Source organism: Streptomyces malaysiensis subsp. malaysiensis, from assembly GCF_040653035.1.
Lineage (GTDB): Bacteria > Actinomycetota > Actinomycetes > Streptomycetales > Streptomycetaceae > Streptomyces > Streptomyces malaysiensis.
Map to the genome: position 1 here is coordinate 311,095 of NZ_JBEZNG010000002.1, position 15,113 is coordinate 326,207.

A 15,113-nucleotide genomic window follows, 5' to 3' on the forward strand; every position below is an offset into this window, starting at 1 on the left:
AAGAGATGAAGTGACATGAGCGGAGAACCGATGGCACCCGACGCGCTGGCCGGTCCGCTTCACCGCACGAACCTTCGCGAGCAGGTCCTTGCCCTGGTCCGGCAGGCATTGGTATCCGGGGAGATCCGACCGGGAGACATCTATTCGGCCGCGGCCCTGGCGACCAGGCTGGGCGTCTCCAGCAGTCCGGTCCGGGAAGCCATGCTGACACTGGTGAACGAGGGCCTGATGGAGCCCGTCCGCAACCGCGGCTACCGAGTGATCCCCATGAGCGAGCACGATCTCGACGAGGTCTACACCATGCGATTGCTCCTGGAGGTGCCCGGCACGCTGCAAGCGGCCGCGAACGCCCGGCCCGAGGACCTCACACGCCTGACGGCCATCGTGGACGAGATCGAGAAAACGGCTCGGGAAGGTGATGTCGTCGGCTTCCTCGAAGCGGACCGGCGCTTCCACCTCGACCTGCTCCAACTGTGCGGCAACCGGCGCCTGGTGGCCGCTGTCGCCGCGCTGCGGGACCAGACCCGGCTGTACGGCCTCGAAGCGCTCGCGGAACGGGGGGCCCTCGACAGCTCCGCCCATGAGCACCATCACATACTCGAAGCCATCGCCCGCAACGACATGAACGGCCTGGAGGATCTGATCCGCCACCACCTGCTGCATGTCCGCTCCGACTGGGCGCGGCCCGACAGCGTCTCCCCCGCTCGCGAACGCCGGCCGTGAGAGCGCCCGCCGCCGCACCGGCTTCACGGCTGGAGTCGCGCCCCGTTCAACGGCGCCATCGACGGCGGAAGCGGGTGGTGGCAGCCTGTTCCGTACTCTGGTGACATGCGCATGCGCCCCACTTTGAGCTGGACCCCCACCGAGGACCTGCCGCCGGGCAGCACGGACCTGGAACCGGTCGCCGATGCGCTGAGCACCGGCGGTGTGCTGGTGCTCAGCGGAGCGGGCATCTCCACGGAGTCCGGCATCCCCGACTACCGGGGTGTGGGCGGGAGCCTGAACCGGCATACCCCGATGACCTACCAGGACTTCACGGCCGACGCCCAGGCCCGGCGCCGGTACTGGGCCCGCAGCCACCTCGGCTGGCGCACCTTCGGCCGCGCCCGTCCCAACTCCGGGCACCGGGCCGTGGCCACGTTCGCGCGGCATGGCCTGCTCTCGGGCGTGATCACCCAGAACGTCGACGGCCTGCACCAGGCCGCGGGCAGCGAGGGCGTCGTGGAACTCCACGGAAGCCTGGACCGGGTCGTCTGCCTTTCCTGCGGCGCCTTCAGCCACCGCCGCGAACTCGCCCGGCGGCTGGAGGAGGCCAATGCGGGCTTCGCGCCGGTGGCCGCCGGAATCAATCCGGACGGGGACGCCGACCTCACCGATGAACAGGTCGGGGACTTCCGCGTGGTGCCCTGTACGGTCTGCGGCGGCGTCCTCAAACCGGACGTGGTGTTCTTCGGCGAAGCCGTTCCGCCCCGGCGGGTCGAGCACTGCCGCACGCTGGTCCGTGAGGCGGCCTCGCTGCTGGTCCTGGGCTCCTCACTGACAGTGATGTCCGGGCTCCGGTTCGTCCGCCAGGCGGCCCAGGCCGGGAAGCCGGTGCTGATCGTCAACCTCGACCCGACCCGGGGCGACCGGCACGCCGTCACCCGGGTCGCGCTCCCGCTGGGCACGGCCCTCACCGCCGTGGCCGGCCAACTGGGCATCCCCGGGTCGGCACCGGCGTGACGCGGCCGGCGGCTCGGCTTTACCGCCCGGCCGGCGACCGTGCGCGATGAGGAACACGCTCAGCTTCGAGTCGGTGGCGCGCTCATCGCTGCCGCGAGGAATGTGATCGCAAAGCGCCGGACCGCATCGTCCTGCGCCGGGAAGTCGCCGGTCGAGTGGCGCTGGGTGTCGATGTCGATGCGGTCCACGGCTGTCACCGCGAGAAGTCCGCGCAGCCGGAACCCCAGCTCTTGCGCCGAGATGCCGGGCAGTGCGCGTTTGAAGGCCGCCAGGTAGCGGTCGCGGACCCTGTCCTGGGTCGGTCCCGTCCAGCTGCGGGCCTCGTCGGCCGGGTCGCTGAGAATTTTCATGACGAGCCGGGAGGTCCGCGCACCACCCTTGTCGCCTTGCGGTGTCACGTCGAACAAGGGCCCCGCGAACGCCTCCACCAGCTCGGGGACCCGTGGGTTCGAGGATTGCGCGAGTAGCCGGTCGAGCCCCGCGTTCTGCGCCGCGTTGATGGGCTCGATCACACGGTGGGCGACCGCGGCCCACAACTCCGCCTTCGAACCGAAGTGGTAGCCGACAGCGGCGAGGTTCGCACCGGCACCGTCGGTGATCGCGCGCACGGAGGTTCCCCGGTAACCGCGCTCGGCGAAGAGTGCCTCGGCCGAGTCGAGGATCTGGGTGCGGGTATCAGCGTTGGCCATGTGTGCAATGATACATACGATTGATTCAAACGAACGTATGAGTGAGACCGCGAAGAGGGCCACCATGAAACTGCTCGTCTACGGCGCCGGGGTGCTGGGCAGCCAGTTCGCGGTCCGCATGCACGAGGCCGGGCACGATGTCGCGCTCCTGGCCCGGGGGGAACGTCTGGCCTCCCTGCGTGAGCGGGGCGTTCGGCTGGCGGAGGAGAACAGCGCGGTCGTCCGGGGAGTGCCGGTGCCGGTGGTCGAGCGGCCCGCCGACGGCTACGACCTGACCACGGTTTTCGTACGCGCCCATCAGGTCGACCCGGTGCTCGACTCCCTGGCGGGTGTCGATGGCGATGTGCTGTTCCTGCACAACTGGGCGGCCGGTGCCGGGCCGCTGGGCGAGGTGATCGGCCCCGAGCGGGTGCTGTTGGGCTACCCGGTGGCCGCCGGCACGATGGACGGCGACGTGGTGCGCTACCGCAGGGCGAACTTCGTAACCCGCCGGGTCTCGATGCCGATCGGCGAACCCGACGGCCGGGCCACCCCGCGACTGGAACGGATCGTGCGGACGTTCCGCGCCGCCGGGCTCAACGCCAAGGCCGAGCCGCGGATGGATGCCTGGCTCAAGACGCACGCCGCGTTCGAGGTACCGCTCGGGCTGGCGGTGCAGGCGGCAGGCGGCCCCTCCGCGCTGGCCGGTGATCCGCGGGCGGTCCGGCGCATGCTCGGCCACATCCGGGACAACCTCGGCGCCCAGCCGACGCCTGCGGTCCCGAGCGCCTTCGCCATGCTCCAGAAGTTGCCCGAGGGGCTGCTCGTGCCCATGCTCCGGCGTTTCTTGCGCAGCTCGGCGGTTGAAAGCAGCGCGCTCAACAACGCCTCCCCCGCAACGCGAGCCGAGTTGGACCGGCTGGCCGACCAGCTCAGCGCTCTCGCCTCAGCCCGGTAGACGTCAGACGCCTCGACCGAGGCCAAGGCATCGCATCGGCCGTGGCGGCCTGCATGCCTTATTCCGCACAGGGAGTGTCACCCGGGCCGATGGCACAGCCAGGTCCCGTCGGACCACGGACACTCCCGATTCCCAGATTCGGAGATGCCATCTCATGGCGACCTTCTTGCATCGGGTGGGCCGCTGGGCCTTCCGGCAGCGCGGCACCGTCGTACTGGTATGGCTCGCGGTGACAGCCGCTGCCGTTTTCGGTGCTGTCAGCGCCCCCGCGGCGCCGGACGATTCGTCCTCCATGCCGGGGATAGAGTCCCAGCAGGCATTCGACCTCATCAACGAGCGGTTCCCGGGCTCTGCGGCGGACGGCGCGCAGGCCCGTATCGTGTTCGTCGCCGAGAACGGCCGGCAGGTCACCTCGGCCGGAAGCCGGGCCGCCATCGACCAGTTCGTGAGCTCGGCAGCCAACGGGCCTCAAGTCGCGCAGGCGACCAGCCCCTTCGCGACCGGCGCGGTGAGCGAGGACGGCTTCACCGCGTACGCCACCATCACCTACAAGGTCGCCGCCAACGACCTCACCGACGCCAGCAAGACGGATCTGGACAAGGCCATCGAGCAGGCGCGGCAGACCGGTCTGACGGTGGACGCCGGCGGCTCCGCGGTGAGCTCGCAGCCGGAGCAGGGACTGGGTGAGGTGCTGGGCATCGTGGTCGCCGCCGTGGTGCTGGTGATCACCTTCGGATCGATGGCCGCCGCCGGCTTGCCGCTGCTCACCGCCCTGCTGGGCATCGCTGTCAGCCTTGCCGGTATCACCGCGCTGAGCAGTGCCCTCGGCTTCTCTTCCAGCGTCGGCCAGCTGGCCATGATGCTCGGTCTGGCGGTCGGTATCGACTACTCGCTGTTCGTGGTCTCCCGCTATCGCGAGGAACGTGCCAAGGGACGTCCCGCACAGGAGGCCACGGCCCTGGCCGTGGGCACGGCGGGAAGCGCCGTCGTATTCGCCGGCCTCACCGTCATCATCGCGCTGCTCGGCCTGGCGGTGATCGGTGTGCCGATGCTCACCAAGATGGGCGTGGGCTCCGCCTTCGCGGTCCTGGTCGGCGTGCTGATCGCGCTCACCGTCGTGCCGGCCCTCCTCGGATTCTGGCCCGATGCCGTTCTGTCGCGCCGTGTCCGCAAGGCCGCCGGCCAAGGCAGCGGCTCGGCGAGGGAGGTGGCGTCGAAGAGCGGCGCCAAGGACGGCAAGGCACCCTTGGCGGTGCGCTGGGCGCACTTCGTCATACGCAGGCCCGTCCCGGTGCTCGTGCTGTCCGTAGTCGGTCTGGGGGCGATCGCGATCCCATCGCTGGATCTGCGGCTGGGAATGCCGGGCGACGAGGCCAAATCCCCCAGCACCACCGAGCGCCGCGCCTACGACGCCCTCGCCGACGGCTTCGGACCGGGCTTCAACGGCCCGCTGACCGTGGTCGTCGACACCAAGAACGCCGACGACCCGAAGGCCGCGGTCAAGGCCGTCTCCGCCAAGATCGCCCATACCAAGGGTGTCGTCTCCGTCTCCCCGGCACGGTTCAACCAGGCGGGGGACGCCGCCATCCTGTCCGCCGTGCCCTCCACCGCACCCACCAGCCGGCAGACACAGGACCTGGTTCATTCCATCCGCGGCCAGCGGCCCGCGATCGAGTCCGCGACCGGCGCCGACTTCGAGGTCACCGGCACCACCGCGCTGAACATCGATGTCGCCCAGAAGATGCGGGGCGCCCTCGTGCCCTACCTCGCCGTCATCGTCAGCCTGGCGCTCCTTCTGCTGATGCTCGTCTTCCGGTCGATCCTGGTCCCGCTCAAGGCCGCCCTCGGCTTCCTGCTGTCGGTGGGCGCGGCCCTCGGTGTGATTGTCGTTGTCTTCCAGCAGGGACACGGCGCGGGCGCGTTCGGCGTCGATGAAACCGGCCCGATCATCAGCATCATGCCGCTCTTCCTGGTCGGTATCATCTTCGGCCTCGCCATGGACTACCAGGTCTTCCTCGTCTCCCGCATCCGTGAGGCCCACCTCCATGGCGAAGAACCGGGCCAGTCCATTGCCACCGGCTTCCGGCACAGCGCACGCATCGTGGGCGCCGCGGCACTCATCATGATCTCGGTGTTCGGCGCCTTCATGACGGGCGGCGAAAACATGGTCAAGATGGTCGGCTTCGGCCTGGCCGGCGCCGTCTTCTTCGACGCCTTCATCGTCCGTATGGCCTTTGTGCCGGCGGTCCTCGCCCTGCTGGGCAAGCGAGTCTGGTGGCTGCCGCGATGGCTGGCCAAAACGCTGCCCCGGGTAGACGTGGAAGGCGAAACACTCACCCCGCGAACCGCCGCGCCACAAGCCCCGGACACACCGTCCGAGCAGGAGGCCGTTCCACACCCGTGACCGCGTGCTCCGTCTTCCCTTCGGACACGGCGAGGGCCCTTCGTCGCGGACATGAGCGGCGTAACCGGGGCTCGTCCGGGAAGTGGGTGATATCGAGGCCGAGGCGGGCAGGTCAGCTGCCGGCGCCGACCTTGGTGGTGTCGACGGCCGCCGGCGGGGGCGGCGTCTTGCCGGGGTGGAGTACGGAGCGGGCCCGGTCGGTGTCGAAGTCGTTCTCCCACTTGCCGATCACGATGGTGGCGACGGCGTTGCCGAGGACGTTGATGAAGACGCGCCCCTCGTTGAGGATGCGGTCGATGCCCACGATCAGCGAGAGGGCGGCCAGCGGGATGTGGCCGACCGCGGTGACGGTGCTGGCGAGCACGATGAACGCGCCACCGGCGATTCCCGCGGTGCCTTTGCTGGTGAGCATCATGACGCCGACCATCACGAGCTGCTGTTGCCAGGACAGGTCGATGCCCACGGCCTGGGCCAGGAACATGGAGGCCATCGTGAGGTAGACGGCGGAGCCGTCCAGGTTGAAGGAGAACCCGGAGGGGATGACAATGCCGACCACGGGGCGGCCGATGCCGAGGGTCTCCAGCTTGCTCACGAGCTGCGGCAGGACGGCTTCGCTGGAGCAGGTGCTCAGGGCGACGAGCAGTTCGGCCTTGAGGAAGCGCATGAGGGCGAACAGGCTCAGGTGGCAGGCGCGCATGATGGCCCCGAGCACGACCAGGACATAGAGGACGCAGGTCGCGGTGAACAGGATGATGAGGTAGGAGAGCTGCTTCAGGCTCTCGGCGCCGTAGGTGGCGACCACGGTGGCCAGGGCCCCGAAGGTGCCCAGCGGCGCCAGCCGCATGACCCACCCCACGATCCTGAACACCACGTCCGACAGCGCCCGGATGCCGCGGGTCAGCGGAGCGGCGTCCTCCCCCGCCATGTTCAGTGCCACGCCGAAGACGATCGAGACCATGAGCGCGGCCAGGATCGCGTCGCCGGTAATCGCGCCCAGCAGCGAGGAGGGAATCAGGGAGGAGACGAAGCCGGTGAAGGTGGCGTGCTCATGGGCGGCGTCGGGCACATCGTCGGCGTTGAGCTTCGAGGGATCGATGTCGAGGCCGGTGCCGGGGTGGAGGACGTTGGCGACCACCAGCCCGATGAGCATCGACACCAGTGACAGCACCAGGAAGTAGCCGATCGCCTTCACACCGATCCGGCCCGCCTTGCGCAGGTTGTCCATGGACGCGATACCGGTGGTCACCACGCAGAAGACCACCGGGACCACGATCATCTTGACCAGAGCGATGAACCAGTCGTTGAGCGGTGTGAGTTCCTCACCGAGCCCGGGAGCGGCGAGGCCGACGGCGATTCCGAGGACCGCTGCCAGCACGACCTGGAACCACAGCTCACCGATCAGACGGTTCAGCCGTGACCGCCGCGGGCGGCCGGTGGTGGTGGATGTCATCGTTGGTGCTCCCTTGCACGACGATCGTGTGTAGCCCTGTCCCGTGGGGGTGCCGGGGACGCGACGCGGTCCGCGTCCCCGGTGACATGCGTGGCGCGTGGATATGGCCGCGCCCGCGGCGGGAGGCCCGCCGCTGTGATGAGCTCGCCTGCCGCGGTGCCGGTCAGTGGTGCAGGTCGTGCAGCACCTTGTAGAAGGCGGCCTTGCCCTCGAAGCCGATACCGGGAAGGTCGGTCAGTCCGACCCGGCTCTTCTCGACGACGGCGTCATCGGCGAAGCCGCCGGTGGGCTGGAACTCGCCCGGGTAGGACTCGTTGCCGCCCAGCTTGAGGGCGGCCGCGATGTGCAGGGAGAACTGGTGTCCGCCGTGCGGGACGCAGCGCCGCGAGGACCAGCCGTGCCGGTGGAGCATGTCCTGGATGCGCAGGTACTCCACCAGGCCGTAGCTGAGCGCGGGGTCGACCTGGATGGTGTCGCGGTCGGGGCGCAGCCCGCCGTAGCGGATCAGGTTGCGGGTGTCCTGGAGCGAGAACAGGTTCTCACCGGTGGCGATGGGTCCGGCGTAGTGCTCGGCGACCGTGGCGTTGAGCTGGTAGTCCAGCGGGTCGCCGATCTCCTCATACCAGAACAGGCCGTACGGCTCGATGGCCCGCCCGTACTCCAGGGCGGTGGCCAGGTCGAAGCGGCCGTTGACGTCGACGGCCAGCCGGGAGCCGTCGCCGCCCAGCACATCGATGACGGCCTCGATACGGCGCAGGTCCTCGGCCAGATCGGCGCCGCCGATCTTCATCTTGACCACGTCGTAGCCCAGGTCGAGAAAGCCGCGCATCTCGTCCTTCAGGTCGGTGATGGTCTTGCCCGGGGCGTAGTAGCCGCCGGCGGCGTAGACGAACACCGAGTCGTCGGGCCGGCCGTCGCCGTAGCGCTCCGACAGCCACCGGTACAGCGGCTTGCCCGCGATCTTGGAGGCGAGATCGAACAGCGCCATGTCCACCACGCCGACCGCGACCGAGCGCTCGCCGTGCCCGCCGGGCTTCTCGTTGCGCATCATGACGTCCCACGCCTTGGCGGGGTCCAGCTCCCCGCCTTCGTCCAGGAGACTGCCGGGCTCCGCGGCGAGCAGGCGCGGCAGGGTGCGGCGGCGCAGGATCTCACCGGCGCTGTAGCGGCCGTTGGAGTTGAAGCCGTAGCCCACGACCGGTTTCCCGTCACGGATGACATCGCTCTCGATCGCCACGATCGAGCAGTCCATGGAGCTGAAGTCGATCCAGGCGTTGCGGATCGAGGAGCTGATCGGGACGGTGCCCTCGTGGACGTTGGTGATCTTCACGACCGGGTGCCTCTCATAACTTATAAGATGTGACGGCTGTTAGAGTGAGACCGTCCAGCACGCCGTGTCAAGGGCTGGGGAACCTCCGGAAAGGAACGGTCAGGGGCTATGGCGGGCCAGAACCTGTTCTTCAGCAAGAGCGATCTCGCCTACGCGGAACTGCGCAGCCGGATCCTCACCGGGACTCTCCCGGCCGGTTCACGCCTGGCCCAGTACGAGCTGGCCGACTCCCTCAACATGAGCATCACACCGCTGCGGGAAGCCATCCGCCGCCTCAGCAGCGAGGGCCTCCTGGACGTCGACACCCACCGCGACGTCCGCGTCTCCACCATGAGCTCCGACGAGGCCCGCCAGCTGTTCGAAGTCCGTCTCTCCCTCGACCCCACCGCCGCCGAACTCGCCGCGCGGCGGCGCACCGACGACGACATCGCCACCATGCGGGGAGCGGTGGACAGACTGCTCCCCGTCACACGCCAGTGGGGAGACGAGGCGCTCACCGCGCACCGCGCCTTCCACCAGGCGCTCTACCGGGCCTCGCACAACGATGTCCTCATCCGGCTCCTGGACGACCTGTGGGACAAGTCCGACCGCTACCGGCGCCTCGGCCTCGAACTCCCGCCCGGCGACGAACCCCGCACCCGGGACCTCCAGGAGCACCACCGGCTCGTCTCCCTCGTAGTCGACGGCCGGGCGGCCGAAGCCGCCCAGCTGATGCGCGACCACATCACCCACAGCCTCACTGCCACCGCGATCAGCGCCCTCGAGGACCGCGAGGGCGCACGCACGGCGTAGCTCGGCGGGGTCTCACAACAGGGCCTGGTCCCACGGTTGTTGGCGCAGGGCGGCGCGGACCAGGCCGAGCATCGTGTTCTGCTCGCTCAGCGCCTTGGCCCGGCCGCTGGTTTCGTGGCCGCCGCTGTACCAGTCGACGACCACGTTCCCACCGGCCGCGCGCAGCGCCTCCACATAGCCGCGCACCTGATTGGGCGCGGTGCGGGTGTCGTGGGTGCCCTGGTTGATCCACACCGGGGCCACCACATCGGCTACGTAGGTGATGGGCGACGCGCGCACGAAGCGCTCCACGTCGTCCTGGGGCCGCGCGCCGAAGAACGACGAACAGGCCGCGCGCAGCGCCGGGTTCATGTCCTCGTACCCCGCCAGCCAGTCCGCCATCGGTACGTGGGCCAGCGCTCCGGCGAACAGTCCGGGCAGGCGTCCCACGGCCAGCAGCGAGAGGAAACCGCCGTACGAGGCACCCGTGATGAAGACCTTGCCGGGATCGGCGACGCCCTCGGCGACCAGCCACCGGACCGCCGCCTCGATGTCCTCCAGCTCCCGGTCGCCGATGTGCGGCATGAACCCCTCGCGGAAGCGCCGCCCGAAGGTGACCGAACCGCAGTAGTTCAGCGAGGCGTACGCCACGCCGTTGTCCAGCCATGCCTGGGCCGCGGGGTCGTAGCGGTCGACCGTCACCAGGTTGGGGCCGCCGTGCAGATGCAGGACGAGGGGCACGGGCTCCTCGACGCCGCGCGGCCGGGCCCACCACAGCTGGAGGGACGTCCCGTCGGCCGAGCGGACCGCGGCCGACCGGCACCGGACGCCGTCCAGGTCCTGCCGCGGGAAGACCTCGGGGCCGGGAAGGTTCTCCGGGCCGTCGCCGTTCAGGACGCGCAGGGGGGAGTCGAAACGCTGGTGCAGCAGGCGCACGGTGTGCCCGGGACCGTAGTGCGAGGCCCATAGGTGGCAGTGGGTGTCCGCCACGTCCGGCTCGAAGTACGCCCCCGGCGGATGGTCGAGCGGCCGGAGTTCGCCCGACTCCAGGTCGGCCTCCATGACCCGGTGGATACCGCCGTCCACGTGCACGGCCAGGACGCGGGTGGCGTCCTCGGACCAGTCGAGCGGGACCAGGTCGCCCCGCAGATGTGATGGGTCGATGTCGACGCGGGTGCCGCGCGTGGGATGCCAGACGCAGGGACGGGCGAATCCGGTGCGTTCGGTGGCGGCCAGTATCCGGTCGTCGCCCGGGACGGGGGAGAACCGCACGCCGCGCACGGGCGCCTCGGGTCCGTCGCTCAGGCAGGCGAGTACCGCGCCCGTGACGGTGTCGACGACGGTGACCGCGAACCTGCGGACCCCTGGGTTGTGGTCGGTGGTGTCGACGCAGGCGAGGCGGGCGTCGGCCGAGATCAGGCCGTTCCACGCCTCGTTGCCCGACCTCAGCAACAGCTCGGGGCCGGCGGAGCCGTCCGTGCTGAGCAGCCACAGGCTGAAACCGTCCTCGGCGGCGCAGGTGATCACGGCACGGTCGGCCCGTCCCGCCACATCCATCCCGCGCAGGGTGTAGGGCGGCAGGTCCGGTGTCAGATCATGGCTGACGCCGTCGTCGAGGCGTATCGCGTACACATGGCCGACCTCGGACCCGTTGTCGTCGTGCAGGCTGAGCAGGTGCCCGCCGTCGGAGGTGAGCACCGCCTGCGCGAGGTCGCCCGAGGTCACCTCGCTCAGCGGCCGGACCGTGCCGTGCTCGGTGTCCCACAGCGTCAGCCGGGGACCCTCGTCGCTCTCCACGACGATCAGCGACCTGTCGCCCGGTCCGCGCCCGCGCCGGACCGCGAGGGGCCGTTCGGCGGTGAAGAACCGATGCCAGTTCCTGGTCATGGTGCGGTGACCTCCTTGGGTTCGCCCGGTATCGCCGGGGGCGGGTCAGCGGGAAAGTGGCAGGCGGCAAGATGACCGTCGCCCTGCTCGGCGAGGGCTGGCGCGGTCTCGGCACACAGGTCCCGCGCCTTCCAGCACCGGGTGCGGAAACGGCAGCCGGACGGCGGAGCCAGCGGACTGGGCAGATCGCCGTCCAGGACGATCCGCCGGCGCGCCCGCTGGACACGTGGATCGGGGATGGGCACGGCCGACAGCAGGGCCTGGGTGTAGGGATGGCGGGGCTGGGTGAACAGCGTGTCCACGGGCCCCTGTTCGACGATCTGCCCGAGGTACATGACGGCGACCTCGTCGCTGATCTGGCGCACCACCGACAGATCGTGCGCGACGAACAGGTAGGTGAGTCCCAGCTCCTCCTGGAGGTCCTCCAGCAGGTTGATCACCCCGGCCTGGACACTGACGTCGAGGGCGCTGACCGGTTCGTCGAGGACCAGCACCTCCGGTTCGACCGCGAGCGCGCGGGCGATGCCGATGCGCTGCCGCTGGCCGCCGGAGAACTGGTGCGGATGGCGGTGGGCGTGCCCGGGGTCCAGGCCGACCAGTTCCAGCAGTTCGCTCACCCTGTCGTTCTCCCGGCCCCGGTGCAGACCGTGGATCTTCAACGGTTCGAGAAGTGCCGCGTGCACGGTGAGCCGCGGGTTGAGGGAGGCGTACGGGTCCTGGAACACGAACTGGATACGACGGCGTACGGCCGCAAGCTCCCGTCGGCCGGCCGCCGTCACATCCGTGTCGAACAGCCTGATGCGTCCGGCGGCCGGGTCGGTCAGCCGGACCAGGCAGCGGCCCAGGGTGCTCTTGCCGCAGCCGGTCTCGCCGACCAGGCCCAGGGTGGTGCCGCGCGGGATGACGAGGTCCACCCCGGAGACGGCCCGTACGGTCTGCGCGCGTCGGCCGCGCCGGCCAGTGGTGTACTCGGCCACCAGCCCCTCGACGGTCAGTGCCGGTGCGGTCATGGCGTCACGCTCGCGATCTCGGACGCCCGCAGACAGACCGCGGTGTGCCCCTCGCCGACCGTGACCGGCAGGAGGCTCTCGGCGCATCGGTCCTCGGCGTGCGGGCAGCGGTTCTGGAAGGGGCAGCCCGGGGGCCGCTCGGTGGGGGAAGGCGGCTGGCCGGCGATCTGCGCCAGGCGCCGGGTGCCGCGGTCGATCCTCGGCAGCGCGGCGAGCAGACCGCGCGTGTAGGGGTGGGCCGACCGGTAGAAGAGGGGCTCCACGGGGGCCTCCTCCATCTTGCGCCCGCAGTACAGGACGAGGACCCGGTCGGCGAGGCCGGCCACCACGCCCAGGTCGTGGGTGATCAGCAGGATGGCGGACTTCGTACGGTCCTGGACACGCCCCAGGACGTCGAGGACCTGGGCCTGGACGGTCACGTCGAGCGCGGTGGTCGGCTCGTCGGCGATCAGGACGTCCGGTTCGTTGGCGATGCCGGTGGCGATCATGACACGCTGGCGCATGCCGCCCGACAGCTCGTGCGGGTACTGGCCGGCTCGGGTCCGGGGGTCGGGGATGCCGACCACGTCGAGCAGTTCGACGGCCCGGTCCCGCAGGGCGGCGCGGGAGATGTCCGGGTCGTGCACGCTCACCGCCTCGGCGAGCTGGGCGCCCACGGTCATCATCGGGTTCAGCGCGGCGAGCGCGTCCTGGAAGACCATGGCGATGCGCCGGCCGCGCACGGTCCGCATCTCCCGGTCGGACAGGCCCAGCAGCTCCTGGCCGCGGAACCGCACCGAGCCCGCTGCCACGGCGTTGCGCGGCAGCAGTCCCATCACCGCCAGGGAGGCGGCGCTCTTCCCGGAGCCCGACTCGCCGACGATGCTCAGGGTCTCCCCGGCCCTCAGGTCGAACGAGAGCCGGTCGAGGGCGACCACGGGCCCGGCGTCGGTGCGATAGGTGACGCACAGGTCGCGGACCGACAGCAACGGAGCCGTCGCCTCGCCGGTCACTTCGGTGAAGGACTTCATCACTGCCTGCCTTGGGGGTCGAGCGCGTCACGCAGCCCGTCGCCGAGGAAGTTCACGGCGAGCACGGTGATGAGGATCGCCAGGCCGGGGACGTACAGGAGATAGGACTGCGAGGTGCCGATCAGCCCGGCCGCCTGGGTGAGCATGTTGCCCCAGCTCGACCGGGGCGGCTGGATGCCGTAGCCGAGGAAGCTGACGGTGGATTCGAGGATGATCGCCATGGCCACCGACAGGGACACATTGACCACGATCAGGCCCGTCAGATTGGGCAGCAGATGCCGTACGACGATCCTGGGGCCGGAGGCGCCGATGACCCGGGCCGCCTCCACGAACTCCTGGTGGCGCAGCTGGATCACCCGGGCCCGTACGACACGGGCGATGAGGGTCCAGCCCAGACTGCTGAGCACCACGACGATGGTCACGGGCGAGGGACCGAGGCCCTGGAGGGACACCGCAAGCACGGCGACCGGGGGCACGATCAGGAAGAGGTCGGCCCCGCGCATGATCACCTCGTCGGCCCAGCCGCCGAGATACCCGGCCACCGCGCCGGCCGCCGTCCCCACCAGGGTGGCCAGCAGGGCGACGCCCAGTCCGATCGCCAGCGAGAGCTGGCCGGCGTAGAGCATCTCGCTGAGGTAGTCGCGGCCCAGGGAGTCCGTGCCCAGCCAGTGGGCGCCGGACGGTGGCTGGGAGGCGTCCAGGAGGTTCTGCGCGTTGCGCGGGCTGGGCGCGATCCAGGTGGCGCCGAAACAGCAGACCGCCAGCAGGACCAGCACGATCAGCGAGGCCACCGCGAGCCGGTGGCGCAGGAAGCGGGACAGGAGGACGCGGGAGGTCCGCGGGTCGCCGGGCGCGGCGGGCGGTCCGGAGACGGGGGGCGGCGGCGTGGGAAGGGCGGTGGGCTGGGTCATCGCAGGACCACCCGGGGATCGAGGAGGGCGTAGGACAGGTCGGCCAGCAGGTTGAAGAGGATGACGGCGATGGCCACGACGAACATCCAGGGCAGCAGGACGAAGACGTCGCCGGTCTCCAGGGAGGCGAGGAACAGCTTGCCCATGCCGGGGATCGAGTAGATCTGCTCGGTCACCACGAGCCCGCCGACCAGCGCGGCGGCATCCATCGCGACCACGGTGACGAACGGCGCGAGCGCGTTGCGCAGGGCGTGGCGCAGCAGGATGCGCCGGCGTGGGACACCCTTGGCCCGTGCGGTGCGCACGTAGTCGCTGGAGAGCGCCTCCAGGAGGGTGGCGCGGCCGAACCGGGACCAGGAGGCGACGAGGCCGACGGTGAGTGTGGCCACGGGCAGCGCCAGATGGCGCAGATAGTCCAGATCGAGTCCGCTGTGTCCCACGGAGTGGAGCCCCACGAAGTACAGCGGCGGATCCGCCAGCCCGAACTGCTGCTTGGGCCATACGGCGAGCACCTGGATGAGCACCAGGCCGAACCAGAACGCCGGCATGGCGACGCCCAGATAGGACAGGCCGGTCAGGACGTGGTCGCCCGCGGAGTACTGGCGCGCCGCCGAGTACAGCCCGATCGCCAGTGCCAGGACGACGGCGAGGGCCACGCCCCACAGGATCAGCTGCAACGTGGTCCCGAGGGCGTCGCCGACCATGGGCAGCACGGCTCCGCCGGTCCGGGTGCTGGTGCCCCAGTCACCCCGCACGAAGCCCTTGACCCACAGCAGGTACTGCTCGGGCAGGCTGCGGTCGAGCCCGAGGCGGAGCGTCTCACGGCGCAGGGCCTCGGGATCGACCGACTGACGCAGTTTCGCCAGTGGGTCGAAGGTCGCCCGCACCGCCCAGAAGAGGATGAACGAGGCGACGCAGACCACGGGGACGGAGGCGAGCAGGCGGCGCAGGACGTACCTCGTCATGGTCGGCCCCCGCGCGGTGAGCGGACC

Annotated in this window: 13 protein-coding genes; 5 read left to right on the top strand and 8 right to left on the bottom strand. The window is 70.2% G+C overall.

Annotation, left to right across the window (positions count from 1 at the left end):
- Positions 1–15: 15 nt before the first annotated feature.
- Positions 16–723, top strand: coding sequence for a GntR family transcriptional regulator (locus AB0E24_RS05580; RefSeq protein WP_079255886.1), 708 nt, complete (start codon positions 16–18; stop codon positions 721–723).
- Positions 724–828: 105 nt separating this feature from the next.
- Entirely contained in the window at positions 829–1,722 is an 894-nt protein-coding gene (locus AB0E24_RS05585; RefSeq protein WP_079255887.1) for an NAD-dependent protein deacetylase, read from the top strand.
- 59 nt (positions 1,723–1,781) lie between these two features.
- Here the strand turns inward: AB0E24_RS05585 and AB0E24_RS05590 are convergent, their stop codons facing one another.
- Positions 1,782–2,411: a TetR/AcrR family transcriptional regulator gene (locus AB0E24_RS05590; RefSeq protein WP_069862985.1), complete on the bottom strand. Its 630-nt coding sequence runs from the start codon at positions 2,409–2,411 to the stop codon at positions 1,782–1,784.
- Positions 2,412–2,448: 37 nt separating this feature from the next.
- Between AB0E24_RS05590 and AB0E24_RS05595 the strand changes: the two genes are divergently transcribed.
- Positions 2,449–3,348, top strand: a complete 900-nt coding sequence (locus AB0E24_RS05595) for a ketopantoate reductase family protein (protein ID WP_359375014.1) — start codon at positions 2,449–2,451, stop codon at positions 3,346–3,348.
- Between the two features lie 154 nt (positions 3,349–3,502).
- The gene (locus tag AB0E24_RS05600; RefSeq protein ID WP_359375015.1) at positions 3,503–5,752 is read left to right on the top strand and encodes an MMPL family transporter; all 2,250 of its coding nucleotides are present in this window, start codon (positions 3,503–3,505) and stop codon (positions 5,750–5,752) included.
- A gap of 112 nt (positions 5,753–5,864) precedes the next feature.
- Here the strand turns inward: AB0E24_RS05600 and AB0E24_RS05605 are convergent, their stop codons facing one another.
- Both AB0E24_RS05605 and AB0E24_RS05610 read right to left on the bottom strand, forming a co-directional pair.
- On the bottom strand, positions 5,865–7,202 hold the full coding sequence (locus AB0E24_RS05605) for a cation:dicarboxylate symporter family transporter (RefSeq protein ID WP_359375016.1): 1,338 nt from the start codon (positions 7,200–7,202) through the stop codon (positions 5,865–5,867).
- Between the two features lie 163 nt (positions 7,203–7,365).
- A complete protein-coding gene (locus tag AB0E24_RS05610; RefSeq protein ID WP_069862979.1) occupies positions 7,366–8,532 on the bottom strand; it encodes a mandelate racemase/muconate lactonizing enzyme family protein in 1,167 nt (388 codons plus the stop codon).
- A gap of 108 nt (positions 8,533–8,640) precedes the next feature.
- On the opposite strand from AB0E24_RS05610, the gene AB0E24_RS05615 reads away from it, so the two are divergent.
- A complete protein-coding gene (locus tag AB0E24_RS05615; protein WP_069862977.1) occupies positions 8,641–9,324 on the top strand; it encodes a GntR family transcriptional regulator in 684 nt (227 codons plus the stop codon).
- Positions 9,325–9,336: 12 nt separating this feature from the next.
- Here the strand turns inward: AB0E24_RS05615 and AB0E24_RS05620 are convergent, their stop codons facing one another.
- Genes AB0E24_RS05620 through AB0E24_RS05640 form a run of 5 tightly spaced genes read right to left on the bottom strand, consistent with a single transcriptional unit; the run spans position 9,337 to position 15,086 of the window.
- On the bottom strand, positions 9,337–11,190 hold the full coding sequence (locus tag AB0E24_RS05620) for a prolyl oligopeptidase family serine peptidase (RefSeq protein WP_359375017.1): 1,854 nt from the start codon (positions 11,188–11,190) through the stop codon (positions 9,337–9,339).
- Positions 11,187–12,200 (bottom strand): ABC transporter ATP-binding protein, encoded by a 1,014-nt coding sequence (locus AB0E24_RS05625; protein WP_093701028.1) that lies wholly within the window; start codon positions 12,198–12,200, stop codon positions 11,187–11,189. Before AB0E24_RS05625 ends, AB0E24_RS05620 begins: the two co-directional genes overlap by 4 nt.
- On the bottom strand, positions 12,197–13,210 hold the full coding sequence (locus AB0E24_RS05630) for an ABC transporter ATP-binding protein (RefSeq protein ID WP_359375018.1): 1,014 nt from the start codon (positions 13,208–13,210) through the stop codon (positions 12,197–12,199). Before AB0E24_RS05630 ends, AB0E24_RS05625 begins: the two co-directional genes overlap by 4 nt.
- On the bottom strand, positions 13,210–14,121 hold the full coding sequence (locus AB0E24_RS05635) for an ABC transporter permease (RefSeq protein WP_347231382.1): 912 nt from the start codon (positions 14,119–14,121) through the stop codon (positions 13,210–13,212). The genes AB0E24_RS05630 and AB0E24_RS05635 overlap by 1 nt, the downstream gene beginning before the upstream one ends.
- A complete protein-coding gene (locus AB0E24_RS05640) occupies positions 14,118–15,086 on the bottom strand; it encodes an ABC transporter permease (protein WP_069862967.1) in 969 nt (322 codons plus the stop codon). Before AB0E24_RS05640 ends, AB0E24_RS05635 begins: the two co-directional genes overlap by 4 nt.
- Between the last annotated feature and the right edge of the window lie 27 nt (positions 15,087–15,113).

What these genes read in the sequence shown, in the direction of transcription:
- AB0E24_RS05580 (WP_079255886.1), top strand. Translation starts at nt 16, where the DNA reads ATGAGCGGAGAACCGATGGCACCCGACGCGCTGGCCGGTCCGCTTCAC.
- AB0E24_RS05585 (WP_079255887.1), top strand. Translation starts at nt 829, where the DNA reads ATGCGCATGCGCCCCACTTTGAGCTGGACCCCCACCGAGGACCTGCCG.
- AB0E24_RS05590 (WP_069862985.1), bottom strand. Translation starts at nt 2,411, where the DNA reads ATGGCCAACGCTGATACCCGCACCCAGATCCTCGACTCGGCCGAGGCA.
- AB0E24_RS05595 (WP_359375014.1), top strand. Translation starts at nt 2,449, where the DNA reads ATGAGTGAGACCGCGAAGAGGGCCACCATGAAACTGCTCGTCTACGGC.
- AB0E24_RS05600 (WP_359375015.1), top strand. Translation starts at nt 3,503, where the DNA reads ATGGCGACCTTCTTGCATCGGGTGGGCCGCTGGGCCTTCCGGCAGCGC.
- AB0E24_RS05605 (WP_359375016.1), bottom strand. Translation starts at nt 7,202, where the DNA reads ATGACATCCACCACCACCGGCCGCCCGCGGCGGTCACGGCTGAACCGT.
- AB0E24_RS05615 (WP_069862977.1), top strand. Translation starts at nt 8,641, where the DNA reads ATGGCGGGCCAGAACCTGTTCTTCAGCAAGAGCGATCTCGCCTACGCG.
- AB0E24_RS05620 (WP_359375017.1), bottom strand. Translation starts at nt 11,190, where the DNA reads ATGACCAGGAACTGGCATCGGTTCTTCACCGCCGAACGGCCCCTCGCG.
- AB0E24_RS05625 (WP_093701028.1), bottom strand. Translation starts at nt 12,200, where the DNA reads ATGACCGCACCGGCACTGACCGTCGAGGGGCTGGTGGCCGAGTACACC.
- AB0E24_RS05630 (WP_359375018.1), bottom strand. Translation starts at nt 13,210, where the DNA reads ATGAAGTCCTTCACCGAAGTGACCGGCGAGGCGACGGCTCCGTTGCTG.
- AB0E24_RS05635 (WP_347231382.1), bottom strand. Translation starts at nt 14,121, where the DNA reads ATGACCCAGCCCACCGCCCTTCCCACGCCGCCGCCCCCCGTCTCCGGA.
- AB0E24_RS05640 (WP_069862967.1), bottom strand. Translation starts at nt 15,086, where the DNA reads ATGACGAGGTACGTCCTGCGCCGCCTGCTCGCCTCCGTCCCCGTGGTC.